The organism is Streptomyces sp. NPDC048565 (genome assembly GCF_040650935.1).
Classification (GTDB): domain Bacteria; phylum Actinomycetota; class Actinomycetes; order Streptomycetales; family Streptomycetaceae; genus Streptomyces.
In genome coordinates, this window is record NZ_JBEZIH010000029.1 from 17,223 (window position 1) to 42,537 (window position 25,315).

General features: G+C 72.4%; 18 protein-coding genes. 4 read left to right on the top strand and 14 right to left on the bottom strand.

Going from position 1 to position 25,315, the window contains the following annotated elements; genetic code table 11:
- Positions 1–82 precede the first annotated feature (82 nt).
- The 9 genes from AB0C75_RS29365 to AB0C75_RS29405 all read right to left on the bottom strand — a co-directional run bounded on the left by AB0C75_RS29365 (position 83) and on the right by AB0C75_RS29405 (position 17,289).
- Positions 83–1,483 carry an MDR family MFS transporter gene (locus AB0C75_RS29365; RefSeq protein ID WP_362894761.1) on the bottom strand — a complete coding sequence of 467 codons (1,401 nt, stop codon included), beginning with the start codon at positions 1,481–1,483 and terminating at the stop codon, positions 83–85.
- On the bottom strand, positions 1,480–11,451 hold the full coding sequence (locus tag AB0C75_RS29370; protein ID WP_362894762.1) for an amino acid adenylation domain-containing protein: 9,972 nt from the start codon (positions 11,449–11,451) through the stop codon (positions 1,480–1,482). The genes AB0C75_RS29365 and AB0C75_RS29370 overlap by 4 nt, the downstream gene beginning before the upstream one ends.
- A 1-nt stretch (position 11,452) precedes the next feature.
- Complete coding sequence (locus AB0C75_RS29375) at positions 11,453–12,238, bottom strand: ABC transporter ATP-binding protein (RefSeq protein ID WP_362894763.1); 786 nt, start codon at positions 12,236–12,238, stop codon at positions 11,453–11,455.
- Complete coding sequence (locus AB0C75_RS29380; protein WP_362894836.1) at positions 12,235–13,176, bottom strand: iron chelate uptake ABC transporter family permease subunit; 942 nt, start codon at positions 13,174–13,176, stop codon at positions 12,235–12,237. Before AB0C75_RS29380 ends, AB0C75_RS29375 begins: the two co-directional genes overlap by 4 nt.
- A 50-nt stretch (positions 13,177–13,226) precedes the next feature.
- Positions 13,227–14,252 carry an iron chelate uptake ABC transporter family permease subunit gene (locus AB0C75_RS29385; RefSeq protein ID WP_362894764.1) on the bottom strand — a complete coding sequence of 342 codons (1,026 nt, stop codon included), beginning with the start codon at positions 14,250–14,252 and terminating at the stop codon, positions 13,227–13,229.
- Positions 14,249–15,253: an ABC transporter substrate-binding protein gene (locus AB0C75_RS29390; RefSeq protein WP_362894765.1), complete on the bottom strand. Its 1,005-nt coding sequence runs from the start codon at positions 15,251–15,253 to the stop codon at positions 14,249–14,251. Before AB0C75_RS29390 ends, AB0C75_RS29385 begins: the two co-directional genes overlap by 4 nt.
- A gap of 99 nt (positions 15,254–15,352) precedes the next feature.
- A complete protein-coding gene (locus AB0C75_RS29395) occupies positions 15,353–16,204 on the bottom strand; it encodes a siderophore-interacting protein (RefSeq protein ID WP_362894766.1) in 852 nt (283 codons plus the stop codon).
- Positions 16,201–16,440: a phosphopantetheine-binding protein gene (locus AB0C75_RS29400; protein WP_362894767.1), complete on the bottom strand. Its 240-nt coding sequence runs from the start codon at positions 16,438–16,440 to the stop codon at positions 16,201–16,203. The genes AB0C75_RS29395 and AB0C75_RS29400 overlap by 4 nt, the downstream gene beginning before the upstream one ends.
- Before the next feature lie 258 nt (positions 16,441–16,698).
- A complete protein-coding gene (locus tag AB0C75_RS29405) occupies positions 16,699–17,289 on the bottom strand; it encodes a TetR/AcrR family transcriptional regulator (protein ID WP_362894768.1) in 591 nt (196 codons plus the stop codon).
- A 99-nt stretch (positions 17,290–17,388) separates the two neighbouring features.
- Here AB0C75_RS29405 and AB0C75_RS29410 point away from each other — a divergent pair, with 99 nt between their 5' ends.
- Complete coding sequence (locus tag AB0C75_RS29410) at positions 17,389–18,078, top strand: SDR family NAD(P)-dependent oxidoreductase (RefSeq protein WP_362894769.1); 690 nt, start codon at positions 17,389–17,391, stop codon at positions 18,076–18,078.
- A 29-nt stretch (positions 18,079–18,107) separates the two neighbouring features.
- Here the strand turns inward: AB0C75_RS29410 and AB0C75_RS29415 are convergent, their stop codons facing one another.
- Complete coding sequence (locus AB0C75_RS29415) at positions 18,108–18,941, bottom strand: enoyl-CoA hydratase/isomerase family protein (RefSeq protein ID WP_362894770.1); 834 nt, start codon at positions 18,939–18,941, stop codon at positions 18,108–18,110.
- A 118-nt stretch (positions 18,942–19,059) separates the two neighbouring features.
- Between AB0C75_RS29415 and AB0C75_RS29420 the strand changes: the two genes are divergently transcribed.
- Positions 19,060–19,452, top strand: a complete 393-nt coding sequence (locus AB0C75_RS29420) for a helix-turn-helix domain-containing protein (RefSeq protein ID WP_362894771.1) — start codon at positions 19,060–19,062, stop codon at positions 19,450–19,452.
- A complete protein-coding gene (locus tag AB0C75_RS29425) occupies positions 19,449–20,321 on the top strand; it encodes a hypothetical protein (protein ID WP_362894772.1) in 873 nt (290 codons plus the stop codon). Before AB0C75_RS29420 ends, AB0C75_RS29425 begins: the two co-directional genes overlap by 4 nt.
- 125 nt (positions 20,322–20,446) lie before the next feature.
- Here AB0C75_RS29425 and AB0C75_RS29430 read toward each other — a convergent pair whose 3' ends face one another.
- The 4 genes from AB0C75_RS29430 to AB0C75_RS29445 all read right to left on the bottom strand — a co-directional run bounded on the left by AB0C75_RS29430 (position 20,447) and on the right by AB0C75_RS29445 (position 24,062).
- On the bottom strand, positions 20,447–20,932 hold the full coding sequence (locus tag AB0C75_RS29430) for an NUDIX domain-containing protein (protein WP_362894773.1): 486 nt from the start codon (positions 20,930–20,932) through the stop codon (positions 20,447–20,449).
- Positions 20,933–20,942: 10 nt separating this feature from the next.
- Complete coding sequence (gene lnt / locus AB0C75_RS29435) at positions 20,943–22,565, bottom strand: apolipoprotein N-acyltransferase (protein ID WP_362894774.1); 1,623 nt, start codon at positions 22,563–22,565, stop codon at positions 20,943–20,945.
- Between the two features lie 92 nt (positions 22,566–22,657).
- Complete coding sequence (locus AB0C75_RS29440) at positions 22,658–23,221, bottom strand: hypothetical protein (RefSeq protein WP_362894775.1); 564 nt, start codon at positions 23,219–23,221, stop codon at positions 22,658–22,660.
- A gap of 49 nt (positions 23,222–23,270) precedes the next feature.
- Entirely contained in the window at positions 23,271–24,062 is a 792-nt protein-coding gene (locus AB0C75_RS29445; protein WP_362894776.1) for an aspartate/glutamate racemase family protein, read from the bottom strand.
- A 58-nt stretch (positions 24,063–24,120) separates the two neighbouring features.
- Between AB0C75_RS29445 and AB0C75_RS29450 the strand changes: the two genes are divergently transcribed.
- Positions 24,121–25,302 carry a glycosyltransferase gene (locus AB0C75_RS29450; protein ID WP_362894777.1) on the top strand — a complete coding sequence of 394 codons (1,182 nt, stop codon included), beginning with the start codon at positions 24,121–24,123 and terminating at the stop codon, positions 25,300–25,302.
- Positions 25,303–25,315 lie beyond the last annotated feature (13 nt).

Consider the following 25,315-nt stretch of genomic DNA (forward strand, 5'->3'; position numbering starts at 1 on the left):
CGAGTTCAAAGTTCGGCCACTGCTCCCACGCCCCCCGTCGGCACTTAGCTGACGTCTCGTCAGTCTTTTTTCGCAGAAGGCCTCATGGTGTCCTGACCTGCGTACTCGGCAGCCTCGTAGCCCCTGCGGCGGCCAGCAGACAGAAGCCGAGCACCCACCAGAAGGTGTCGCCGAACGCCGAGGGGATGTCCTGGCCTCGGTGGGACAGCCGGCTCTGGAGAACCACAGCGAGGGCGGCGGTGCCCACCGAACCGCCCACGGTGTTGAGCAGGTTGAGCGCTCCGGACGCACGGGGCAGGTGCTCGGGTTCGATGCGGCTGTAGACGATGTTCATCACGGGCGCGCCGACCATCGCCATGCCGAGACCGCGCACCGCGAGCGCGACGACGATCACGGCGTCGGGGATGCCGTGGCCGAGCTGGGTGAAGGGGACGGTCCCCGCGAGGATCAGCACGATGCCGGTCACCACCAGCGTCCGTGGCGCCACCTTGTCGATGGTTCGGTTGACCAGGACCGATCCGGCGGCGGCGCCCAGCCCCTGCGGGGCCAGCAGCAGCCCTGCCTCCCACGCCGACAGTCCGCGGCCGGTCTGGAAGTAGAGCGGCAGCAGGAACGTCGTGCCGAACACCGAGGCGCCGAGCACCACCAGCGCGAGGGCGGCGGCGCCGAAGGGCGGCCGGGCGAACAGCCGGGGGTCGACCAGCGGGGTCCCGCGGGTCCGCAGCCCGTGCACGGTGAAGCCGGCCAGCATCGCGAGCCCCACCACCACTCCCGTCACGGCGGGCAGGGGGCGGCCGTTGGCGACCTCGGTGAGTCCGTACACCAGCACGGCCAGGCCGGGCGAGAGCAGCAGGGCCCCCCGGGCGTCGAACGGCGTCCGGCGTGTCGACGGCGCCACCGCGGGGACGTGGCGACGGGCGAGCAGAGCGGCGATCACACCGATCGGCAGGTTGATCAGGAACAGCCACGGCCACGACGCCACGCCGAGTACGGAGCCGCCGACCAGCGGGCCGAACACCGGTGAGAGCAGCGGGACGACCGCGACGACACTGATCACCCGCCCGGTGCGCTCAGGTCCCGCGATACGGGCCAGCAGTGCCTGCCCGGTGGCGGGCAGCAGCCCACCACCGAGGCCCTGGATCACCCGGAAGATGATCAGGCTGGTCGCCGACCAGGCCAGCGCGCACAGGAGGGAGCCGAGCAGGAACACGCCCACGGCGGCGAGCCAGGTCCGCTTCCCGCCGAAACGGTCGGCCAGCCAGCCGGACGCCGGCACCGCGGCCACCACCGCCAGCAGATAGGCGGTGGTGACCCATTGGATCTCCGCGACGGAGGCGCCGAACTCCTCGGTCAGGGTGTCGATGCCGACGCTGACGATGGTGGCGTCCAGCGTCGCCATGAAGGTGCCGAGCACCAGGATGAAGGCGACTCCAAGCAGCCGCCTGTCCACCCGTTCGGCGGGAGGGGCGACGTCCCCGCTCATCGGTCCTCCAGGAGGTCGAGCGCCTGGGCGTCCAGGTGCTTGTCCAGGGACCTGAGCAGGTCGAGCAGTTCGTCGGCGAGCCCGGCGGTGTCCACCCCGGCCCGGTGGGCGAGCACGCCGGTCCAGCCTTCGCCGTCCGGCATGACCGTCAGGGTCACCGGGTGGTGCGTGGCCTCACGGAAGCGGGTGCCGACGACCCTGAGCCCGGGGGCGGGTTCGCGGAGCCGGTCGGGATCGACCGGGTAGTTCTCGAACACCACCATGCTGTCGAAGAGCCGGCTGCGGCCGGTCAACCGCTCCAGGTCGGCCAGCGGGACGTGCTGGTGCTCCACCAGGGCCCGCTGCCTGGCCTGGAGTGCGGTGAGCGTCTCGGCGAAGGTGCCGTCGAGCCGTGCCCGTACGGGGACGGTGTTGGCCAGCAGCCCGATGATCTCCTCGACGCCGTCCAGCTCCGGGGGCCTGGACGCGACCATGGCGCCGAAGCAGACGTCCGTCCGTCCGGAACGCCGGGCGAGCAGCACCGCCCAGGCGCCCTGCACCAGGGTGTTGCGGGTCAGACCGCGCCGGGCCGCGGTGCGGGTGAGGCCGGCCACCAGGGCCGGGTCGAAGTCGATGACCTCGGGTTCCTGCCAGGCCGGTCCGGGCTCGAAGCCGCCGAGATGGTCGCCCTCGGGCAGGCCGTCCAGCTCGGCCGCCCAGGCGGACAGGTCGGGTTCGTGCTCGGCGCACCAGGTCAGGTAGTCGCCGAACGGTACGGGGGCGGGCAGGTCCGGGGCCACGCCCCGGAGCCGCGCCGTGTAGAGGGCGAACAGTTCGGTGAGGATGCGCGGCGCCGACCAGCCGTCGGACAGGACGTGATGGGTGGTCAGCACGAGGTCGGCGCGCTCGGCGCCGCGCCGGATCACGGTGAGGCGGACGAGCGGGCCCGCCGCGAGGTCGAAGGGCTCGGCCAGGTCGGCGGCGAGCACCTCGCCGGCCGGCCTGTCGGTCACCCGGAAGTCCGGGCGGGGTGCCGTGGGGATCACCGCCAGGGTGGCGGGGAAGACGGCGCCCATGTTGGGGTGACGGGCCAGCAGTGCGTCGCCGGCGGCGCGCAGGGCTTCGACGTCGAGCGCGCCGGCGAGGGAGAACGTCGACTGCGCGGTGTACGGGTCGGGCCGCTCGGTGCGCGAGTGCCGCAGCATCACCTCCTGCAACGGGCTGAGCGGCTGTACGGCGGCCACCTGGCGGTCGGGGCCGAGCGCGCTGATCTCCGGCGCGGCGGCGGTGCGCAGGAGCGCGGTCCGCAGATGCTCGGCCAGCTCCTCGATCTCGGCGGCCGTGAACAGGGCCGAGGGTGACGTGATCCGGACCCCGAGCGCCTCGTCGCGCACGAGGGCGTTGACCATCAGGCTGTGCGGCAGGGGCATGCTGTCGGACCCGCCGGAGCCGAGGGGGTCGGCGTCCGGGGGCGCCTGCCACGGCGTCTCGTCGGCCGGGGCTCCGGGGTACTGGCCGAGGTAGTTCCAGGCGATCTCGGGTCGCACGGGGTCCAGCAGGCCGGCCGTGGTGAGAATGCCGTGGCCGAGTCCGTCGCCCTGGGCGCGCAGCCGCTCCCTCACCGCCTGTACGTCGTCGTCCGCGTCGAGCAGTACGGGGTGGACGGCGGTGAACCAGCCGACGGTCTGGGACAGGTCGACCTGCCGCGGGCGTCCGTGGCTCTCCAGCGCGACCAGGAGCTGCGGCGTCCCGCGCCAGGCGCGTACGGCCTGGGCGAGCGCCGTGAGTAGCACGGCGTCCGGGGTGGTGCGGTAGGCGGCGGGCAGCGTCGTGATCAGAGCGCGGGTCGCCTCGGTGTCGAGCCGGAGCTCGTGGTGCGTCGCCGTGGCCACGGTGTCCACCGCGGGGTCCAGCGGGCGGCGGGCGAGCGCCCGGTCGGCACTCATCCGCTGCCAGTGCGGCAGTTCGTCGCGCCGGTCGGCCGCGCGCAGCGTACGCGCCCAGCCGAGGAACGACTCTCCGTGCCTGGCCAGGGTGCCTCCGGAGTGGGCGTGTTCCACGTCGTCCAGCAGGACGCGCCAGGACACACCGTCGACGACCAGGTGATGGGCGATCAGTACCAGCCGGCCGGGCCGGTCGGGGCCGGCGTCCACCCACACCGCACGCAGCAGGGGGCCGGTGCGCGGGTCCATCGACGCGCGGGCCGCCTCGGTCCCGGAGTCGGCCGCTGCCCGCAGGTCGCCGCCCGCGGGCACGCGGGTCAGTACGTCGGCTCCGGTGACCGCGCCGACGGGCGGGACGCGCAGGACGTCGTCGGCCAGGTGGGCCCGCAGCACATCGTGGCGGGCGAGCACGGCGTCGAGCACGGCCCGCCAGCCGGACTCGTCGCCGCCGGGCGGGACGCAGATCTCCACCCACTGGCAGAACGCGTCCGCGGCGGACCCGGCGCGGCGCAGCAGGTCCCGCATGACCGGGGTCAGCGGCGCGTCCCCGACGGCGGGCGCCTCACCTGCGTCGAGGCCCCTGGCGCGGGCCGCGATGCCGGCGACGGTCTCCCCTTCGAACACGTCCTTGGCGGCGAGACCGAGCCCTTGGCGCCGGGCGCGCGAGACCACTTGCAGGGCGACGATGCTGTCCCCGCCGACGGCGAAGAAGTCGTCGTCGAGGCCGACGTCGTCGGTGCCCAGGATGTCGCGGAACACCGCGAGCAGCAGGGCCTCGGCCTCGGTGGCGGGTGCACGCCGTGCGGCGGCGGCGATCTCGGGGGCGGGCAGGGCCGAGGTGTCGAGCTTGCCGCTGGGGCTCAGCGGAAGCCGGCCGAGCGGCACGAGCGCCGTGGGCACCATGTGGTCGGGCAGTTCCCCGGCCAGGTACTCGCGCAGTCGCGCGGTGTCGAGTTCGGCGTCGTCGGTGGGGATGACGTAGCCGACGAGCCTGCCCTCCCGCATGATCACGGCGCAGGCGCGGACATCCGGATGGCCGGTGAGCGTGGACTCGATCTCGCCCAGTTCTACGCGGAAGCCCCTGATCTTGATCTGGTGGTCGGCGCGGCCGATGAACACCAGTTGTCCGTCGGGCCGCCACCGCACCAGGTCACCGGTGCGGTAGATCCGCTCCCCGGGCGGGCCGTAGGGGGAGGCCACGAACGTCGACGCGGTCAGGCCGGGGCGGCCGAGGTAGCCGCGGGCCAGGCTCGGCCCGCCGAGGTACAGCTCGCCCGTCACACCGACGCCGACCGGCTGGAGGCCGTCGTCGAGTACGTAGGCGCGGACGTCGGGGTCGGGCCGCCCGATGGGCAGCGGCCCGGTGTCGTCCGGGTCGTACCGCCACAGCGTGGAGTTGATGGTGACCTCGGTCGGCCCGTAGGCGTTGAACATGGCGCTGCGGCCCTGGCCCCAGCGCCGTGCCAGTTCGGGGTCGAGGCGCTCGGCGCCCACGACGAAGAACACGTCGGGGTCGACGGTGCGGTCGTCGGGCATCGCGGCGAGGAACGAGGGGAGCAGGTTCACTCCGGTCACCCGGTGCTCCACGATGTAGTCGAGGAGTTCGTCGCCGGGTACGCGCACCTCCTCGGGCGCGATCACGGAGGTGCCGCCGGAGAGCAGGGGCACCATGGTCTGCCAGAACGCGACGTCGAAGCTGGTCGACGCGAAGTGCAGGTAGCGGTCGCGCTCGGTGACGCCGACGACCTCTTCCTGGAGCGCGATCAGGTCGGGTACGCCCCGGTGGGTCACGCCGACGCCCTTGGGCCGCCCGGTGGTTCCCGAGGTGTAGATGACGTAGGCGAGCGCGTCGTCGGTGAGCGCGGCACGCGCCTCGGCGGGGTCGGTCTCCGGCGCCGACGCGAGGGTGGCCGGGTCGTCGAGGCGCAGCACCGGGATCTCGCGTGCGACGGGCAGTTCGGCGCCCGTCGTCACGACGGCGGCCGGGTCGATGTCGTCGAACATGTAGGCGAGCCGCTCGCGCGGGTAGCTCGCGTCCATCGGTACGTACACGGCGCCGGCCTTGATCACGCCGAACAGCGCCACGGTCATCTCGACGTCACGTCCGAGCAGCACCGCGACGGGGTCCTGCGGTCGTACTCCGCGCGCGATCAGCGCATGGGCGAGCCGGTTGGCCTCGGCGTCCAGTTCGGCGTAGCTCAGGCTACGGTCGCGGCAGACCAGCGCCTCGGCGTCGGGCTTGCGGTGCACCCAGGCGGCGAACTCGTCCAGCCAGTGACCGCGTGTCCTGGCGGCGACGGTCTCGGTGCCGGTGCGCAGCATCCGCTGCCGCTCGTCGGCGTCGAGCGCGGGCAGCCGGATCGCCGGCCGTGCCGGGTCGTCGACGATCTCCCGCAGGAGGTTGTGCAGCCAGCGGCCGTAGTCGCGTACGGCCGACGCGTCGAAGGCGCGCGGCTGGTAGCCGAGGCCGATCGTGATCTCGTCGTCGGGGATCACGATGACGGTCAGGGCGTAGTGGGTGGCGTCGGTGATGTCCACGCCCGCCAGGTCGAGCCCGGGTGCGAGCGGGGTTCGCTTCCGGCTGGACAGCGGGAAGTTCTCCATCACGAGCATCGTGTCGAAGAGTTCACCGATTCCCGTGGCCCGCTGGATCTCGGGCAGCCCGACGTGGTGGTGCTCGCCCAGCGCGACGCTCTCGGCGTGCACCTGGGCCATCAGGTCACGCGCCGTCATGTTCCGGCTGTGCCGGACGCGTACCGGGATCGTGGTGCCGAGCTGGCCGATCATCGACTCCACTCCGTCGACCTCGGCGGGACGCCCGGAGACCGGGCAGCCGAACACGACGTCCTGTCGCCCGGTGAGCCGGCCCAGCAGGAGTCCCCACGCGGTCTGGAGCACCGTGGTCAGGGTGACGCCCTCCTCGCGGGCGAAGGCGCGCAGCCGGTCGCTGAACTCGCGGCCGAGACCGACGGTTTCGCGGCCGGGGCGCTCGATGCCGCTCCCGGTGCTCGCGGGTGCCAGCCTCGTCGCGTCGTCGACGCCGGCCAGGGCGTCGCGCCATGCGCCGAGCGACGCCTCACGGTCCCGGCCCGCAAGCCACCGGAAGTACTCCGAGAGCGGCCGGCTCGCGGGGGCGGCGGGCCCGCCGCCGAGCTCGGCGTAGATGGCGAGCAGGCTCCGGCCGACCAGTGGCATGGACCAGCCGTCGAGCAGGGAGTGGTGGTTGGTGATCACCAGCTTGTGCTCGGCGGGTCCCACACGGGAGAGCAGGAAGCGGATCAGCGGCGGCCGGCTCGGGTCGAACGGGCGCTCCAGGTCGGCACGCGCGGCCTCCGTGAACCGGTCGTCCTCCCGCCAGTCCAGGGCGATGTCGGAGGGAATCACCTGCACCACGTCGTCGCCCGCCGTGCCCAGATACACCCGCAGGGCGGGGTGCCGGCGCAGCAGTTCGCGCGCGGCCTCGGCCATCCGCTCCGGGATCAGCTCGCCGACCAGGGTGGTCACGGCCTGGACGACGTAGACATCGGTCTCGTCGTCGTCGCGGAGCAGGGTGTGGAAGGAAAGACCGACCTGGAGCGGGGTGGCGGGCAACACGTCTGCGATGCGGCCGGTGCGTTCGAGGGTGTCGATGGCGGCCTGGTCGAGGTCGACCAGCGGGAGGTCGGACGGGGTGAGCCCGCCCCGGGTGTGCAGCGCGTGCTCGGCCAGGGCATCCAGGGCCGATGCCCAGGCGCTCTGGAGGGCCTCGACGACGTCGGCGCCGAGCACCTCGGTCGCGGCGGTCCACTCGACGGCGAGCCGGGGCGCGCCTTCCTCGTGGACGAAGCAGTTGAGGGCCAGGATCTGCTCCAGGGCCTTGGCGCCGGGCTCGGTCACCGAGAAGGCGTCGCGCTCGGGCAGCCGCCATCCGGTGTCGGACAACGGGGCGAACCTGCCCAGGTAGTTCAGCAGCACGTCCGGGGGCGGGGTGGCCGAGAGTTCGGCGCCCGTCTCCGGGTCGAGGTGGCGCAGTACGCCGTATCCGATGCCGGCGTCGGGCACGGCGCGCCGGGCTTCCTTGGCGGCGCGCAGCGCACGCCCCACGTCGTCGGACGCGGGGACGCGGACCGGGTACTCGCTGGTGAACCAGCCGACCGTGCGGGACAGGTCGAGGTGTTCGCGGCCGTGGCCCTCCATCGAGACGGTCACGTCGTCGCCCGGCAGGCCCCAGGTGCGCAGGGCGAGCACGAGCGCGGCCAGCAGCACCTCGTCGACGCCGGCGCGGTACGCGCCGGGCAGGATGGTCAGCAGCGCCTCGGTGACCTCGGGCGAGGCGACGGTGACCGAGCGGTGGGCGGTCGACACCGTGTCGCGCGCCGGGTCCAGCGGCCGGGCTCCCAGCCGGGACGCGGCGGCCAGCGCGGTGCGCCAGTGGTCGAGTTCGCCCCGCCGCGCGCCGGTCGTGCCCTGCTCGGCGAGGAGCAGCGCGTGCCTGCGCCAGGAGGCCCCGACGGGGGCGAGGGCGCCTCCGGTGGAGGCGATGTGCAGGTCGGGCAGCAGGACGCGCCAGGACACCCCGTCCATGGCGAGGTGGTGCACGACGACGACGAGCCGGTCAGGGGTGGCGTCGCCGGTGCGCAGCAGGGCGGCCCGCAGCAGGTCGCCCGTCCTGGGGTCGAGGTCCGCCGCCAGCCGCTGGGCCAGGGCGTCGGCGTCCTCTCCGCTCACCTCCTCCACGACCGCCGGTACGGTGCCCCGGGGCAGCACCTCCAGGCCGTCGGCCGTGCGCAGCCGCAGGGCGTCGTGGTGGTCGAGCACCGCCTGTACGCCCCTGACCAGGGCGTCCCGGTCCAGTGCGTCGACGCTCAGGGCGGTCCACTGGGCGTATCCGGCGATGACGTCCACATCGGGGTGGGGGTCGAGCAGTCCACGTACGATCGGTGGCGCGGGCACGGGTCCTGTCGGCTCGTCCACCGGCTCGGCCACGTCCACCAGCAGTTCGGCGGATGCGGCCAGGGCGGCGAAGCTGCGGCGGGCCAGCAGGTCGCGCGGACGCAGTCCGAGACCCGCCGCCCGCAGCCTGCTGCTGACGGTGATCGCGGTGATGCTGTCGCCGCCGAGTGCGAAGAAGTCGTCGTCCACACCGACGCGTTCGACCTCGAAGGTCTCGGCGAGTACGGCGCACAGCAGCCGCTCGGGCTCGGTGCTCGCCGCCCGGCCTCCGCCGGCGGAGGCGGGCGCGGGCAGGGCGGCGCGGTCGAGCTTGCCGTTGGGCGTGACCGGCAGTTCGGGCAGCACCACGACGGCCGCGGGCACCATGTGGTCGGGCAGCCGCTCCGCGAGGTGCGCACGTGCCTCGTCCCCGTCGACCGAGGCGGACACGATGTATCCGATCAGCCGCGACGACAGCACCCTGGCGGCTGCGGCGGTGACCCCGGGGACGGCGGCGAGTGCCGCTTCGACCTCGCCGGTCTCCACCCGGTGTCCACGGATCTTGATCTGTCCGTCGCCCCGGCCGCCGTAGGCGAGGCCGCGGTCCGGCACCCAGCGGGCCAGGTCGCCGGTGCGGTACATCCGGTCCCCCGGTGCGCCGAACGGGTCGGCGACGAAGCGCTCGGATGTGGCTCCAGGCCTGCCGAGGTAGCCGCGTGCCAGGTGCGGTCCCGCGAGATAGAGCTCACCCGTGGTGCCGTGCGGGACGGGCTGCAGCGCGCTGTCCAGGACGTAGGTCCGGGTGCCTGCGAGCGGGTGGCCGATCGTCGGCGCGTCACCCTCGATCCGGGCGGTGGTGCTGTCGACGGTCGCCTCGGTCGGGCCGTAGATGTTGCGCGCGGCCGTCCCCGATCCGGCGACCCGCTGCCACAGCGCGGGCGGGGTGGCTTCCCCGCCGAGTACCAGCAGCGTGGGCCGCAGGTCCAGCAGACCGCCCTCGATGAGCGGCGCGGCCATCGACGGCGTGGTGTCGACGATGTCGATGCCGTCACGGGTGTAGGCGGCGAGCAGGGCGTCGGCGTCGCGGATCGTCTCGGCGTCGTAGACGTGCAGTACGTGTCCGCACAGCAGCCACACCAGGTGGTCGAAGGCGGAGTCGAAGGCGAACGAGTAGGTGTGGGCGGCGCGCAGCTGCCTGCCGGCGGCCTGTTCGGCCTCCGCGACGACGGTGGAGCGCTGGTGGTGCAGCAGTGCGGCCAGACCGCCGACCCGGCCCAGGACACCCTTGGGGCGTCCGGTCGAGCCAGAGGTGTGGATGACGTAGGCGAGGTGCTCGGGGTGCCGGGGCGCGGCCAGTTCACCGGCCGTCAGGGGCGCTCCGGACAGGCCGGCGGCCTCGCCGAGCAGGGTGTCCCAGGACAGCCCGTCCATCACGCCTGAGGTCACCACCAGTGCGGGGCGGGTGTCCTCGATCAGCTCGTGGAGCCGCTCGGGCGGGTATGCGGCGTCCAGTGGCAGGAACGCGGCGCCCGCGTCCAGCACCGCCAGCAGGGCGACGACGGAGTCGGCGGAGCGGGGCAGCGCGAGCGCCACGACGTCGTCGGCGCCGATCCCCCGGGCACGGAGCGCGCGGGCCAGCCGGTGTACCCGGTCGGCGAGTTCGCCCGCGGACAGCCGGACCTCGCCGCACACCAGGGCCGTACGTCCGGGTCCTGCGGCGACCATCGTGTCGAAGGCGGTGGGCACGTCCACCGGGGTGCCGGGCAGCGCGGGCGGGCACCAGGACTCCATCAGCCGGTCCACGTCGCCGGTCATGGCGATCCGCCCGACGGGTGTGCCGTCGACGAGTGCGGCCAGCAACGTCCGCAGCCCGGACAGCAGGCTGTCGACGGCCGCCTGGTCGTTGGTCCGCGCGTCGACCTCGAAGCCGAGCAGCAGTCCGCCGTCACGGGTGGGCAGGACGCTCAGGCCCATGTCCTCGGGCGGGCCGCCGGCGACGTTGCGCATCACACCGCCCGACCCGGCGAAGTCGATCGCCAGGTCGAACGCCTTGAGGTTGATGCCGCGTCCGTGCAGCAGAGCGCCGGCGCCGGGCGCGCCGAGGTCCTGCGGCAGGTCCTCGCCCCTGTACCGCTGGTGCTCGCGCATCTCGCGCATGGCGGACGCCACCCGCGTGCTCAGCTCGCCGAGCCGGTCGCCGCCGCGCACGGTGACCCGCAGCGGCAGCACGTTGACCGCCATCGCGGGCGTACGCAGTTCGACGGAGCTCGCCCGGCACATCAGCGGCAGCGCGAACACCACGTCGGTGCGGGCCAGCATGCGGTGCAGGAAGGCGGCGTACCCGGCGATCAGCACCTCGCCCCAGGTGACGCCCTCGGCGTCGGCGAACGCGCGCAGCCGTGCCGTCTCCTCGGGGGTGAGGACGGCGCGGGCGGTCAGGGTGCGGTCGGGCGCACCGGCGGTGCCGGGGTCGTCGAGGGAGCCGAGCTCGGGCAGCGGGGTGAACCGCTCGACCCAGTAGGCCCGGTCATCGGCGAACCGGTCGCTCTCCCGGTAGGCCTGGTCGGCGGCGACGAGGTCGGCGAAGCTCCCGAACTTCGACTTCGCCGGCCGGGTGCCCCGCACGAGGGCGGTGTAGCGGGCGCCGGTGCGGCGGGCGAGCATCGCGGCGGAGTAGCCGTCGAACACCAGGTGGTGGCCGAGCTGGGTGTACCAGACCTCGTTGTCCGAGAGCCGGATGACGGTACGTGAGCAGAGCGGCCGGTCCACCATCCCCCGGCACTCATCGGCCGTCCGCGCCCGCTCGGCGTCGACCAGCGCCTGGGCGGCGGCCACGGGATCGGCCGCATCTCTGACGTCGAGCACCTCGGGCGGTTCGACCGGATCCTCGCTCACCGCCTGGCGCGGCCCCTCGGGGGTGTCGTACACACGCAACCGCAGCGTCTCGGCCTCCTCGGTGGTCGCCCTGACCGCCTCGACCAGCGCCTGGACGTCGACCGGCTCGCTGCCGGATATCTCGACCACGTCGCCGACCACGTAGTACGGCGAGTCCGGCTCCAGGCGCTGTGCGTTCCAGATGCCCAACTGCGCGTGGGTCAGGGGGAGGCGGCCGGAGGGCACGCTTGCGGTGCTCAACTTACTCTCCTTGGAGTGTGGGCACGACCATCGGTGTGCCGGTGACGGGGTCGGGGACGATGACGCTGGGCAGGTCGAAGACGTCCTTCATCAGGGCGGCGTCCACGATGTCTCCGGGAACGCCCTCGGCGACCACCCTGCCGTCCCTCATGGCGACCAGGTGATCGGCGAACCGGCACGCCTGGTTGATGTCGTGCAGGACGGCGATCACGGTGCGGCCCTCGTCACGCAGCCGTGCCAGCAGGCTCAACAGCTGGTACTGGTGGGTGATGTCGAGGAACGACGTGGGTTCGTCGAGCAGCAGGTAGGGCGTTCGCTGGGCGAGCACCATGGCGATCCACACCCGCTGCCGCTGCCCGCCGGACAGCTCCTGCACCGGCCGGTCGGCGAGGTCCTCGACTCCCGCTCCGGCCATCGCATCGGTGACGGCCTCCTCGTCCTCGGCGGACCACAGCGCCAGCAGCGACTGGTGCGGGAACCGTCCCCGGCTCACCAGCTGGCGGACCTTGATGTCGTCGGGGGCGAGTGGATCCTGCGGCAGGAAGCCCAGTTGCTTGGCGAGCGCCTTGGGCGCGTACCCGCCGACCTCGCGGCCGTCGAGCTCCACGCCCCCTTCCTCCGGGCGCAGCAGCCGCACCAGCGCGCGCAGCAGGGTCGATTTCCCGCAGGCGTTGGGGCCAACGACGGCGGTGAACGCGCCGTCGGGGACATCGAGGCTCAGCCGTGCGGACACGACCCGGTCTCCGTAGCGCAGGGTGATGTCCCGCGCGCTCAGGCGTGCGGTCACGCGCGCCTCACCTCCTTGGTCAGCAGCCAGATCAGATAGCAACCGCCGATCGCGGTACTCACCACTCCCACGGGCAGCGCGACGGGCGCCAGCAGCATCTGGGCGAGCAGGTCGGCGCCTTGGAGCAGGACCGCGCCGGTGAGCGCGGCGGGGAGCAGCGGCACGCCGGCCGCGCCGGCGAGCCTGCGGCCGATCTGCGGGGCCGCCAGGGCGATGAACGCGATGGGTCCTGCCACCGCGGTCACCGTGGCCGTGCAGCCGACGCCGACCAGCACCATCAGCAGCCGGAGCCGGTTGAGTCCGACCCCGGTGGTCGCCGCGACCGCGTCGCCGAGCGACGCCTGGTGCATGGCGTGCGCCCGCGTGGTCATCAGGACCAGCAGCACGGCGATCAACGCGAACGGGATCCCCACGTCGTCCCAGCCCACACCGTTGAGCGATCCCGCGCTCCAGCCGACGGCGGCGATCGCCACCTCCAGTTCGGCACGTAGCACGATCCAGGAGTTGATGGCCGTCACCATCGCGTTGACCGCGATGCCGATCACCACAAGACGCAGTCCGGAGAAGCCCCGTCCGTACGCCAGCAGGTAGATCGCCGCCGCGACGATCAGTCCGCCGAGCACGGAGCCCGCGGCCAGTTGCACGGACGTGCCGGACAGCACGGTGATGGCGACCAGGGCACCGGTGTAGGCGCCGGCGTCGAGGCCGATGACGTCCGGGCTGCCCATCGGGTTGCGGGTGAGGTTCTGGAAGAGCGCTCCCGCGACGCCGAGTGCGGCGCCGAAGACGAGCCCGGCCAGCACACGCGGCAGCCGCCAGTCCGAGATCACCACGGAGCGTTCCGTGCCGGTCAGTGCGGCGAACACCTTGGCAGGGGACGCCCAGGAGGCGCCGTAGCACAGCCCGAGCAGTCCGAGGCCGAGCATCAGGGCGACCATGACCGTGACCAGCACGGCGGTACGGCGTTCGATTCTCAGTCCGAGTGTCTTCACAGCGACCCCGCCCCGTAACGCCGGACGGCCCAGATCAGCATGGGGCCGCCGAGGAACGCGGTCACGATGCCCACCGGCACCTCGCCGGTCGGCAGCAGCACCCGGGACCCGATGTCGGCGATCAGCAGCAGCACAGGCCCCAGCACCATCGTGTAGAGGATCAGCCAGGGCACCGAGCCCGCCGCCGGCTTGCGCACCAGGTGCGGCACGATCAGGCCGACGAAGAGGATCGGCCCGGCCACCGCCGTCGCGGCGGCGCAGAGCACGGTGATCAGCACCAGCGCGACGGCACGCACCCGGCCGACCCCGGCGCCCAGGGTGTGCGCCACGCTCTCGCCAAGCGCCAGGGCGTTGAGCGCCCTGCTCAGCAGGAGCGCACCGAGCAGACAGACCACGATGGCGGTCAACGGCAGCCCCAGTGACGCCTGTTCCCGGGCCGCCAGCGACCCGACCGACCAGAACCTGTACATGTCGAAGACATCGGGCAGCATCAGCCGCAGGCCCAGCGCGACACCGTTCAGCACCGCGGTCATGGCCACGCCGGTGAGCACGAGGCGCAGCGGCGAGCGGCGCCCGACGGCGGCCACCAGCAGTGCCGCGAGCACGGATCCGATGACGGCGAAGCCGAGTTGGCCCGCCTGTCCGGCGGCCAGTCCGAGCGCCGAGCCGACGGTGATGGCGAACCCGGCGCCCGCGGTGACCCCGAGGATGCCGGGCTCGGCCAGCGGATTGCGGGCCAGTGTCTGGATCAGCGCGCCGGCCACCGCGAGAGCGGCGCCCACCGCGACGGCCAGCAGGGAGCGGGGCAGCCGGACGTCACGCACGATCACGTGGGCGTCGGTGCCCTGGTAGTCCAGCAACGCGCGCACGACCTCGGTCGGGGGGACCGGGTGGGCGCCGACGCCCATGCTGAGCACGGCGACCACCGCCAACAGCACCAGTCCCCCGACGAGCAGGCCGATCTGCGGTCCGGCGGTCCGCTTGACCCCCGCCGGACCGGACGCGCGACCCGCGACGGTCACCGGTCCAGCAGAGGAGCGAACGACTTGTCGATCGCGTCCAGGGTGTTCATGGCCTCCCCGTAGGTGGCGGCCTCGGTGTAACGGAGCGGGAAGGTCTTCCCGGCCTTGACGGCGGGCAGGTTCTTCCACAGCTTGGAGTCGAGGACGTACTGCACCGCCTCGGAGACGCTGCCGTCGGCCTGGACGGAGTACGTCAGGGCGTCGGCCTCACCGAAGGCGTCCGGGAGGTCCTCGACGGACGGGTACTCGCTGACCGCGCGCGAGCCCTCGCCGGCCTCCTTCACCTTGCCGTAGTACTTCGCACCCAGGTCCTCGGCGATGTTGGTGCCCCAGGAGCCGCCGAACTCACGCTGGAAGGTGCCCTTGGAGACCTCGCCGTAGGCGCCGACGTGTCCCAGCTTGAGCCCGGGGAGCACGTCCTTGTACTTCTTCGCCAGCTCGGCGGCCTTGGTCTCGTACGTCTTCTGCGCGGCGTCGAACTTCTCCAGGGCCCCCGCGGCATCGGCCTGCTTGCGGGAGAGGCCGCGCCAGGCGGACGGCACGGTCGGGCCGATCGCCACGACGGGGGCGATGGACTCCAGCCGCTTGACGTCGATGTCCCCGAGCACGGGAGCGGGCACACCGATGACGATCAGATCGGGCTCTGCCTCGGCGATGGCCTCGTAGTTGGTCTCGGCCGCCTGCTCACCGGCCACCTTGGTGAGCTTCTTGTACTCGGCGAGGTCCTCCTTGCTCATCATCGGCTCGCCGCGCTTCCACGACGAGATCCCGACGAGGGGCGCGTCGGCCTCGATGAGGGCAGGCACGGCGTAGCCGGTGGCCACCACACGCTTCGGGTCGGACGGGATGGTGATCTTGCCGTTGTCCGCGGCGAACACCCGGGTCTTGTCCTTGCCCGCGGTGTCCGAACCGCCCCCGTCGTCCGACGAGGACCCGCATCCGGTCAGGACCAAGGCCAGCGACACGGCGCCGACGAGACCGGAGGTTCTGCGTATGGACATTCCTGCTCCTTGAAATTTAGGTAAGGCTTACCTTAGTTGAAATCTTCCGGCCGGGACACCTCGGGGCGGCACAGGTCCGCATCCCGGACAACCGGTCGGTCAGTGGTCGTCCTCGTCGAAGTCGGCGACGCCGCGCTTCCAGTAACCGGTGATGTCGTGATCGGCCTTCTCCAGTCGCAGTTCGTCACGGACCCAGCGGCGCAGCGGCTTGATCTGCCCCGCCTCACCCGCGACCCACACGTAGAGCCGTTCACCCTCGGGGACCGTCACGCCGGTCACGGCCCGCACGAGCGCGTCGTCCGCACCCACCGGCCGGTCGCCGCGGTGCAGCCAGCGCACCTCGACCCCCTCCGGCGCGGCCAGCTCGATCTCCTGTGCGGCGTCGACGACTTCGACGAACGCCCAGCCCCGCGCGCTCCTGGGCAGCTCCTCCAGCCGGCGCGCGATCGCCGGCAGCGCCGTGAGGTCGCCGACGAGCAGATAGCGGTCGTAGGAGTGCGGGACGATCAGCCCGCCGGGTGGTCCCGCGAGATGCATGACGGCGCCCGGCCGGGCCGCCGAGGCCCACTCCGACACGAGTCCGCCCTCGTGCAGGGCGACGTCGATGTCGATCTCACCGGTGGCCGGGTCGTAGCGGCGCACCGTGTACTGCCGCGAGACGGGCGCCGGGCGCGGCCAGCGCAGCATGGCCCCGTCGGGCTCGGGCAGCCGCAGCGTTCCGTCCGGATCGGGCAGGATCAGCTTCACGTGCTCGTCCGGCGCGTGGGCCTCGAACCCCTCGGTGCCGGGGCCGCCCAGAGTGACCCGCAGCAGACCGGTCCCGACCATGGCGGTACGGACGACCCGGGTCTCCCGGATACCGATCGGGTAGCCCACCTTCTCGGCCCGGAGGCCCGCCCGGACCTCCGCGATCCGGTCCAGATGGCGGCTGCGGTGGTCGACCCGGCTCATGCGGCCTCACCCGTCAGCAGCTCGGTCCAGTGGGCCAGTTCGGGCTGCTCCGCCAGGTCGGCGTACTCCAGCGCCTCCGCACCCGCGGCACGCCAGCGCTCGACCAGGACCATGGTCCGCACCGAGTCCAGGCCGTGGTCGGCCAGATTGTCGTCGGGCGCGATCTCTGCGGGGTCGCAGCCGATCAGTTCCGCGACGTCGGCCAGGACACGTTCGGCCGACAAGGTCTGGTTCATGGGATGACTCCTGAGTGGATGGACAGCGACGGCTCGGTCGGCTCCGGTGCCGCGATCACGCCACTACGGCTCACCCACCAGAACCTAGGCGAGGCTAACCTAACTTCGCGCTCCGTGGTGCAGCATACGCAAGGCCGATCCATGTGACGCGGCCCTCTCACCACGCAAATCCGCCAGATACGACCTGCCGTCACGCCACCGCACGGACGCGGCGTACGGACACGGAATACGGACAAGAGGTGGCGTATCAGGCCACCGTCAGTCGGACGCGGCGGAAGGCCGCAGACCATCCCTCAGCAGATCGAGCATGCGCGCCGCCTGGTCGCGCTGCTCGGGGGCGCCCGCGACGGCCAGGATGCCGGCGAGGGTGGCGCCCACGTCGGAGGCGTCGGCGTCGGCACGGATGTCGCCCGCGGCCACCCCGGCGTCGAGGAGCATGCGTACGACCTCGACCAGTTCCTCGCGCATCCGGCCGTACTCGAGCTTGCCGGACGCGACGACCGCTCGCAGTGTCTCGATCATGCCGTGCTTCGTCACGGCCCATTCGGCGAACAGGTCCATCCACAGACGCAGCGCGCGGGCCGGCGGATGGGCGGCGAGAAGCTCTTCGGCGCCGGTCCGCAGACGTTCGGTCCGGTCGCGGTAGACGGCCTCGACCAGAGCCTCCCTGGTGGGGAAGTGGCGGTAGAGCGTGCCGATCCCGACGCCCGCCTCCCTGGCGATCGCGTCGAGCGGGACCCGCCGTTCGCCGGACGCGAAGGCGCGCGTGGCGACGGCGATCAGCTTGCGCCGATTGCGGCGGGCCTCTGCGACCCGGGCGCGCGGGGGGTCCGACTCGTTGGGCGACACGTTGCGGAGTGTACTCCGTTTGGATAGAGTCACGCCTCAATCGGAGGACCCTCCGATTGGGTTACCCGTCCGACACCAACGGATTGAAAGGCCTCACACATGGGCGTGTTGATTGTTTTCGGTTACGGTCCAGGAATTTCGCACGCGACGGCGGAACGGTTCGGGCGCGAGGGTTACTCCCTCGCGCTGGTCGCGAGGAACGCCGAGAGGCTCGACGAGGGCGTGGCCCGTCTGAAGGCCGACGGCATCGACGCCGTGGCCTACCGGTCGGACGCCAGGGATCCGGAGATGATCCGGCAGACGGTCTCACGCGTCCGGAAGGATCTCGGGACCGTCTCCGCGGTTCTCTGGACCGCCTTCAGGAGCGGCGGGGTGACGGATGTCCTCGCGACCCGCCCCGAGGACGTCGCCCGGGTGTTCGACGTCGGGATCATCGGCCTGCTCACCTGTGTGCAGGAAGTGCTCGACGACCTCCGGTCGAGCCCGGGCGCAGCGGTCCTCGTCGCCAACGGCTCGGTGGGTGAGCACTCTTCGGAGAGCGACGCCTTCACCAAGCTGCTCGGCATCGACGGTGTGGCCCTCGAGAACGCCGCGAAGTCCAAGCTCGTCGGAGTACTCGCCGAGCGCCTGCGCGACTCCGGTGTCCACGTCGGCGAAGTGACGATCGCCGGATCGGTCAAGGGCACACCGACGGCGAGCCCGACCGCCATCGAGCCGTCCCTGATCGCCGAGACGTTCTGGTCCCTCGTGCGGGATCGCGACAGGACCCGGGTCCGTATGACCGAGTAGCCCCCGGAGCCCCCTCGCGAACGGCCGACTCACCCGGCGGCGACGGCGCGCATCAGACCTTCGAGGTCGCGTTCGACCTCCGGGGTCTGGATGCCACGTTCGACCGCTCCGGACATGAGCTTCGCGGTCGTCTCCGTTTCCACGAGCGCCGACCACGCGTCGTTCTCCTCCCGGAGTCCAGCCACGATGTCCGACGGGGGCACGACCCGCTTCGCCCGGGCGACGATCTCCGGGCCGAGGGCCGCGATGTTCGCGGCGAGTGTCTCGACGAACGCGTCCAGGTCCGCGGCGGGTACGGCACGGTTGATCCAGCCGTACGCGGCGGCCCTGTCGGCGTCCAGGAGCTCGGCGCCGAGGAGGAGTTCGAGGGTGCGGTTCCGGCCGACCCGTTCACGCAGGTACTGGGTGCCGCCGCCCCCGGGAAGGATGCCCATCAGAGATTCGGGCTGACCGATCCGGGCGGTCCCCTTCGCCGCGAAGGCCATGTCCGCCGCGGCGACGAATTCCGCACCGCCGGCGCGTGCGACGCCCGCGAGCTTGACGATCGTGATCTGCGGCTGGTGTCGCAGCAGTTCACCCGTCGCCTGGAACACGTTCACCTCGGGGTTGCTCGCGGCGATGGCCCGCAGTTGGTCCATCTCCTCCAAGATGTGCAGGTCGACATGGGCGAGGAAGAACTCCTCGTTCGCGCTGGAGAACACGATCACCCGCACCGAGGGGTCGCCACCGAGGGCCCCGAGCAGTTCGTGCAGCTCACGGATCATGGTCGCGCCCAGCGCGTTCACGGGCGGGTTGTCCAGCACGACGTGTGCGATCCCGTCCCGGATGTCGACGTGGAGAGTGGTGAAGCCGGCCAGGTCCATGGGTTCTCCCGGTTGTCATCAGGCATATAGGTTTGCGATGCATACCTACTGTCGAGTCCCGGCCAGATGCCGTCAAGAACGCACTTTCCGGGCACCAAGGATCACGAAGGACACCACCATGGAACCGAACGCCACCCACTCCGAGCCCCGGTTCAGCGTGGATTGCCCCAGCCGGCCGATCCTGGACCAGGTCGCGGACAAGTGGTCGATGATGGTGCTGGCGGTGCTCGAACACCCGACTCGTTTCAACGAGATCAAGCGGCAGCTCGAAGGAGTGACGCAGCGGGTGCTCACTCAGACACTGCGCCGCCTCGAGCGCAACGGCATGGTCCGGCGCAGGGTGCTGGAGACCTCGCCGGTCGGTGTCGAGTACTCCTTGACCCCCCTCGGTGAATCGTTCCGTGAGCCGTTCACCCGCCTGTACGACTGGACGGTCGAGCACAGCGCCGAGATCGAGCAGGTGCGACGCGCGTACGACGCGCGGACGGCACCTGCGGGCGCACGGGCGTGACCGGCGACGAGGGCCCGGTGGACGACGCCCCTGCGCCCCCCGCGAGTGCGCTGTGGCTCGGAGGAGAGCTCCTGGAGATCGCGACAGCGCTGTTCCCGGACCATCCACCGCAGGCGATCCGCGAATGGGCCGACCCCGTACGGTGGCGCGACCCCGCGCCCATCGGCCACCGCTTCCTGGTCCTCCTCTGCGCGGGCGGGGACGGCCGCCCGCCGGCCTCCGGATTCGAGGACATCCTCGGCGCCTTCAGCGAGGCCGGCTGGACCCTGCGCAGGTGGGCTTCGGGGCATGACGGGGCGAACTCGGCGACGGCCCTGCGCGAGGGCTTCGAAGCGCGGGTCCACCGGGGCGGCGGCCGGGGGATCCTGACGCTCACCGGCTGGACCCCGGTCGTGTACACGGGACGACAGTGGAGCGAGCCGCCCTTCACGATCAGCACAGCCGGTGGGGTGCTGTGCAACGACTGTCACGGCTGGGGCATGTGCCTTGAATGCGAGGGCAGGCCCTACGGCGGCGGAACAGGCGGCTACGGGCGATGCTGGTGCGCCGGCAGCTCCGATCCGGGCATGTGCATCGAATGCGCCGGAACGGGCCTCCTCACCCCGGAGGAGGCGACGTCGATGCGGCGGCACCGCGGGCTGCCCCACACCGACAGCGGCGACACCGAGAGCCACGACTCCAACACCAGCGCCTTCGCGGCGGTCAGCGAACGGTCCTGCGGATGCGGGGAGTTCCGCTGCTTCTGGCACAACACCGTCTCCGAGGCAGACGGGCATCCCCTCTCCCGCTTCACCGGCATCTGCCACGGCTGCGGCGCACAGCGCGACCACGCCTTCTCGCTCCCGCTGCCCGGGGACACCTCCGCGTAGGGCGTGTTCCCAGGGTGGCGCCGTCCCGCACACCGCCCGTCCGAACTATGACGTCCCACCACATACGCCTCCGGCCAGGCCGCGGGTACCGCCCTCCGACGCCGGTGGTGTCCGAACCGGGCCCGTCACACCCCGGCGGCGGGGGTGGGCTCGAACCAGGTGGGGCCGTCAGTGAGGGACTGCTTGATCCGGAACAGCGAGAACTCGCCCAGCGACGGCAGGGCGTCCACGTCGAACCACGCGACCTCCAGCGACTCGTCGTCGTTGACCCGCGCCTCGCCGCCGGTGGCACGGCAGCGGAACGTGATGTCGACATACTGACAGCGGTCGCCGTTGGCGTACTGCACGGGCTTCAGCGCCTGGGTGAGCACGACCCGCTCCGCGACACAGTGCACCGCCGTCTCCTCGTACACCTCGCGCTCCGCTGTCGCCGCGGGCTCCTCGCCCGGCTCGCCGATCCCGCCGATGACCGACCACTTGCCGGTGTCCGACCGCCGGCCGAGCAGCACCCTGCCCTGGTCGTCGAAGACGACCGCGGTGACTCCCGGCAGCAGAAGCAGCTGGTGACCGGCGGTGGCACGGATGTCGCGGATGAAGTCTGGAGTAGCCATGCGCCCGAGCCTACGTGGCGTCCGGAACGTTCCCCGTACCGGCCGAGCGGGCCTTCCTCGCACGCACCGACCTGGCCGTGGCCCACCCGAGACCGGCCACGGCGAGCAGCGCCAGAATACCTTCGGGCAGGGCACCCAGCCGGGTGGCGGGCGTGAGCGAGGACCGCAGGGGCACCTCGTCGACCAGGGCGTCCGGGGTGAACATCTTGGTCTTCTCCACGATCGTGCCGTCCGGCCGGATCACCGCGCTGACGCCGCTGGTGACCGGCACGACCACGGACCGCCCGTGCTCGACCGCCCGCACCTGGCTCATGGCCAGCTGCTGGTAGGTCATCTCGCTGCGCCCGAAGGTCGCGTTGTTGCTCGGTACGGCGATCAGCTGTCCACCGTGCTTGACGGTGTCGCGTACGGCGTCGTCGAACGCTGCCTCGTAACAGGTCACGAGCCCGACCTTCGTGCCCGCGAGGTCGAACACCCCGACCTTGCTGCCGGGGCCGAAGTCACGCTGGACCCGGTCGACGTCCTTGCTGAAGATCCGTGCGACGGACCGCATGGGCATGTACTCGCCGAACGGCTGGATGTGCCGTTTGTCGTACGTGCTCACGGGCCCGCTCTCCGGATCCCACTGGATCAGCGTGTTGCGGAGAGGCCCGGTGTCGGGGGTGAGGACGGCGCCGATGACGGTGGGGGCGCCGATGGCCCGCACGGCGCGGTCGATGACGTCACGGGCGTCGGCGTTGCGGTACGGGTCGAGGTCGGAGGAGTTCTCCGGCCACAGGACGAGGTCGGGCCGGGGCACCTTCCCGGCCTCCACGTCCTCGGCGAGCTGTTCCGTGCGCTTCGCGTGGTTGTCCAGGACAGCCCGGCGCTGGGAGTTGAAGTCGAGCCCCAGGCGCGGCACGTTGCCCTGGATCGCGGCGACCGTGGCGGTGCCGTCCTCGGGCGAGTCGTCGACGAGCGGGAGGACCGCCAGCGCCGCGACGACCGGGGCGGCCACGGTGACGGCCGCGGCGACGACGGCGGAGCGGGGCACGGTACGGGTGGCGCGGTAGCGGAGGACCTGCCGGACGGCCTCCAGGAGCCCGAAGCCGCACAGCACGACGGCGAACGTGAGCAGCGGGGTGCCGCCCAGCGCGGCGAGCGGCAGGAAGGCGCTGTCGGCCTGGCCGAAGGCGATCTTGCCCCAGGGGAAGCCTCCGAACGGGACGCGGGCGCGCAGCGCCTCGTCCAGGGTCCAGACGGCGGCTGCCCAGACGGGCCAGTACGGGAGCCGGGAGACGGCGGCGATACCGATACAGCCGACGGCGATGAACACGGCTTCGGCGAGCGCCAGCGCGAGCCAGGGAACAGGGCCGACCTCCTCCCCCGTCCAGTGCAGCAGCGGCAGCATGAAGCCGAGGCCGGAGAGGAGGCCGAGGCCCAGCGCCGCGCGCGCCCGCCGCGCGGTGAGGACCCAGCCCAGCAAGGCGAAGCCCGGCAGCACCAGCCACCACAGGGGCCGGGGCGGGAAGCTCGCGTAGAGCAGCGCACCGGACAGCAGGGCGGCGGCCGGCCGGACGAGCCGCGGCGACAGCCTTCTGCTGCGGGGCGCGGGGGCGGGCGGCGGTTCGACGGTGGTGATGGTGGCGCTCACCTGCCGGAGTCTACGGTGAGCGGCTGTGAGAGCGGCAGCCGCTCCGGCCGTTCCACGACAGCGGAAGAGGACGGGGACGGGTCCTGCCGGGCTCAGCGCCCCGAGGTCTTCCCGGCGCCGGTGAGGTGCAGGCGGTCGCGGATGAAGCGTACGGCGGCCTCCGCGTCGTCCACCGTGACGGTGAACGTCCTGCCGTCCCCCAGCCTGAGCACCAGCGCCTCCCCCCGGCGTACGACCACGGCAGTGCCCTGGTCGGGCCGCCAGCGGTAGCCCCAGCCGCCCCACTGGCGGGGGGTGACCGTGGGCGCGAAGTCCGCACCGACCACATGGGTGAGGAGGATCCGGCGCCTGGGCAGTCCGGCGTGGCCGCAGCGCACTTCGAGCGCGTCGCCGTCGACCTTGACGGCCACGTGGACGAAGGCGAGTGTCCCGAAGAGGATCAGGAGCCCTGCGGCGACGCAGCCGATGACGGACATGAGGAGCGGGGCGAAGCCGCCGTTCCAGGCCGAGTCGACCGCCAGCTCGATGCCGAGCGCGAGGCAGGCCGCGCCGACAGCCGCGAGCAGCCACTGGAAGCGATTGGTGGCCCGTCCCGTCCAGACCGTGCCCGCGGCCTGGCTCGAACCGTGCCACCTGTTACCGGGGTGGTCCGTCATGCCAAGCAGCGTACCCACGTTCCGCGCCGTAGGGGGGCGCCGGGCGCGGTCAGATGGCGGAGGTCACTGCCTTGAGCAGCCGGCCCTCGGCATAGACCAGAGCGGTTCCTGGCAGGTCGGCCGCGTGTCCGCCGAGCAGGACGTCGAGCGTGCCGACGGGTTCGGCCGACGGTGCGGGCGCCGCCCCGACACGGCGCAGCGCCTGGGCGGCCACCGCGTCCGCGGAGCCGTGGAGCACGAGGGGCGCGCGGCCCGGCCGGCCGGCCTCGACGGCGGCGCGAATGCGCTCGGCCACCAGTTCGTAGTGGGTGCAGCCCAGCACGACGTCCGTCACATCGGCCGGGGTGAGGGCGGCTGCCGCGGCCACCGCGCGGTCGATCGCCTCCTCGTCCGCGTGCTCCACCGCGTCGGCGAGACCCGGGCAGGGGACCTCTGTGACCTCCACGGAGCGGGCGAAGTCATGGATGAGCCCACGCTGGTACGGGCTCCCGGTGGTCGCCGGGGTGGCCCAGATCGCGAACGGGCCGCCTCCCGCGGCGGCCGGCTTGATCGCGGGCACCGTACCGACGACCGGCAGCCCGGGCTCCAGCTCGGCGCGCAGCGCGGGCAGGGCGCGGACGGATGCGGTGTTGCACGCGACGATCAGGGCATCCGGCCGGTGGGCCGCCGCAGCGCGTGCGACGGCGAGCGCGAGCCGGGTCACTTCCTCGGGCGTACGGGGCCCCCAGGGCATCGAACCGGGATCCGACGACAACACCAGATCGGCATCGGGCCGTAGCCGGCGTACCGCGGCGGCTGCCGCGAGCAGGCCGATTCCCGAGTCCATGAGTGCGATCTTCACCCGGTCACCATAGTCGACGGCCCTTGCGGTATCGCCGGAGTGGGGCACACTTCGACGGATGAGTGCCGTTGCCTGGGTCGCCGTGGGTTCACTGATCGTGTGGGTGTGGCTGCTGCTGGGTCAGGGCTTCTTCTGGCGGACCGACCAGCGGCTGCCGGTGCGCGGGGAGCCCGACCGCTGGCCCTCGGTGGCGGTGGTCGTACCCGCCAGGGACGAGGCCGAGGTCCTGCCGGTGAGCCTGCCGTCACTGCTCGCCCAGGACTATCCGGGGGACGCGGAGATCTTCCTGGTCGACGACTGCAGCGAGGACGGCACGGGTGAGCTCGCCCGCGCCCTGTCCGAGCGGTACGGGGGGCTGCCGCTGACGGTGGTGGCACCCGGCGAGCCGGAGCCGGGGTGGACCGGCAAGCTCTGGGCGCTGCGGCACGGGATGGCGCTGGCCCGGCGGCGTAAGCCTGAATTCCTGCTCCTGACGGACGCCGACATCGCCCATGAGCCGGACAGTCTGCGGGAGCTCGTCGCCGCGGCCGGGAGCGAGGGCCCGGGCGGATTCGACCTGGTCTCGCAGATGGCCAGGCTGCGGGTGACGAGCGCCTGGGAGCGTCTTGTGGTGCCGGCCTTCGTCTACTTCTTCGGGCAGCTCTACCCGTTCCGCCGGGTGAACGGCAAGGGCTCACGGACGGCCGCTGCGGCGGGTGGCTGTGTGCTGCTGCGGGCCGGAGCCGTCGAGCGGGCGCGGCTCCCCGAGTCCATCCGCTCGGCGGTGATCGACGACGTGTCGCTGGCGCGTGCGGTACGGCGCGGCGGCGGCCGGATCTGGCTGGGGCTCGCCGACCGTGTGGACAGCGTGCGGCCCTATCCGCGGCTGGCGGACCTGTGGCGCATGGTCTCGCGCAGTGCGTACGCGCAGCTGCGGCACAGTCCGTGGCTGCTGGCGGGCACGGTCCTCGGTCTCGGACTGGTCTACGTCGCGCCGCCGGTCACGCTGGGCGCCGGGGTGCTGGGGGACGATCCGGTGGCGGCGGTGGCGGGCGGGGTCGCCTGGGCCGTGATGGCGGGGACCTACATGCCGATGCTCGGGTACTACCGGCAGTCGCTGTGGCTGGCGCCGCTGCTGCCCTTCACCGCGGTCCTCTACCTCCTGATGACGGTGGATTCCGCGGTGCAGCACTACCGGGGGCTGGGCGCGGCCTGGAAGGGGCGTACGTACGCCCGTCCCGAGGCCGCGCCGGAACCCTGAGCGGCATCGGTTC

What these genes read in the sequence shown, in the direction of transcription:
- AB0C75_RS29410 (WP_362894769.1), top strand. Translation starts at nt 17,389, where the DNA reads ATGGGCGTGTTGATTGTTTTCGGTTACGGTCCAGGAATTTCGCACGCG.
- AB0C75_RS29380 (WP_362894836.1), bottom strand. Translation starts at nt 13,176, where the DNA reads ATGGTCGCCCTGATGCTCGGCCTCGGACTGCTCGGGCTGTGCTACGGC.
- AB0C75_RS29395 (WP_362894766.1), bottom strand. Translation starts at nt 16,204, where the DNA reads ATGAGCCGGGTCGACCACCGCAGCCGCCATCTGGACCGGATCGCGGAG.
- AB0C75_RS29450 (WP_362894777.1), top strand. Translation starts at nt 24,121, where the DNA reads ATGAGTGCCGTTGCCTGGGTCGCCGTGGGTTCACTGATCGTGTGGGTG.
- AB0C75_RS29415 (WP_362894770.1), bottom strand. Translation starts at nt 18,941, where the DNA reads ATGGACCTGGCCGGCTTCACCACTCTCCACGTCGACATCCGGGACGGG.
- AB0C75_RS29390 (WP_362894765.1), bottom strand. Translation starts at nt 15,253, where the DNA reads ATGTCCATACGCAGAACCTCCGGTCTCGTCGGCGCCGTGTCGCTGGCC.
- AB0C75_RS29430 (WP_362894773.1), bottom strand. Translation starts at nt 20,932, where the DNA reads ATGGCTACTCCAGACTTCATCCGCGACATCCGTGCCACCGCCGGTCAC.
- AB0C75_RS29420 (WP_362894771.1), top strand. Translation starts at nt 19,060, where the DNA reads ATGGAACCGAACGCCACCCACTCCGAGCCCCGGTTCAGCGTGGATTGC.
- AB0C75_RS29365 (WP_362894761.1), bottom strand. Translation starts at nt 1,483, where the DNA reads ATGAGCGGGGACGTCGCCCCTCCCGCCGAACGGGTGGACAGGCGGCTG.
- AB0C75_RS29400 (WP_362894767.1), bottom strand. Translation starts at nt 16,440, where the DNA reads ATGAACCAGACCTTGTCGGCCGAACGTGTCCTGGCCGACGTCGCGGAA.
- AB0C75_RS29440 (WP_362894775.1), bottom strand. Translation starts at nt 23,221, where the DNA reads ATGACGGACCACCCCGGTAACAGGTGGCACGGTTCGAGCCAGGCCGCG.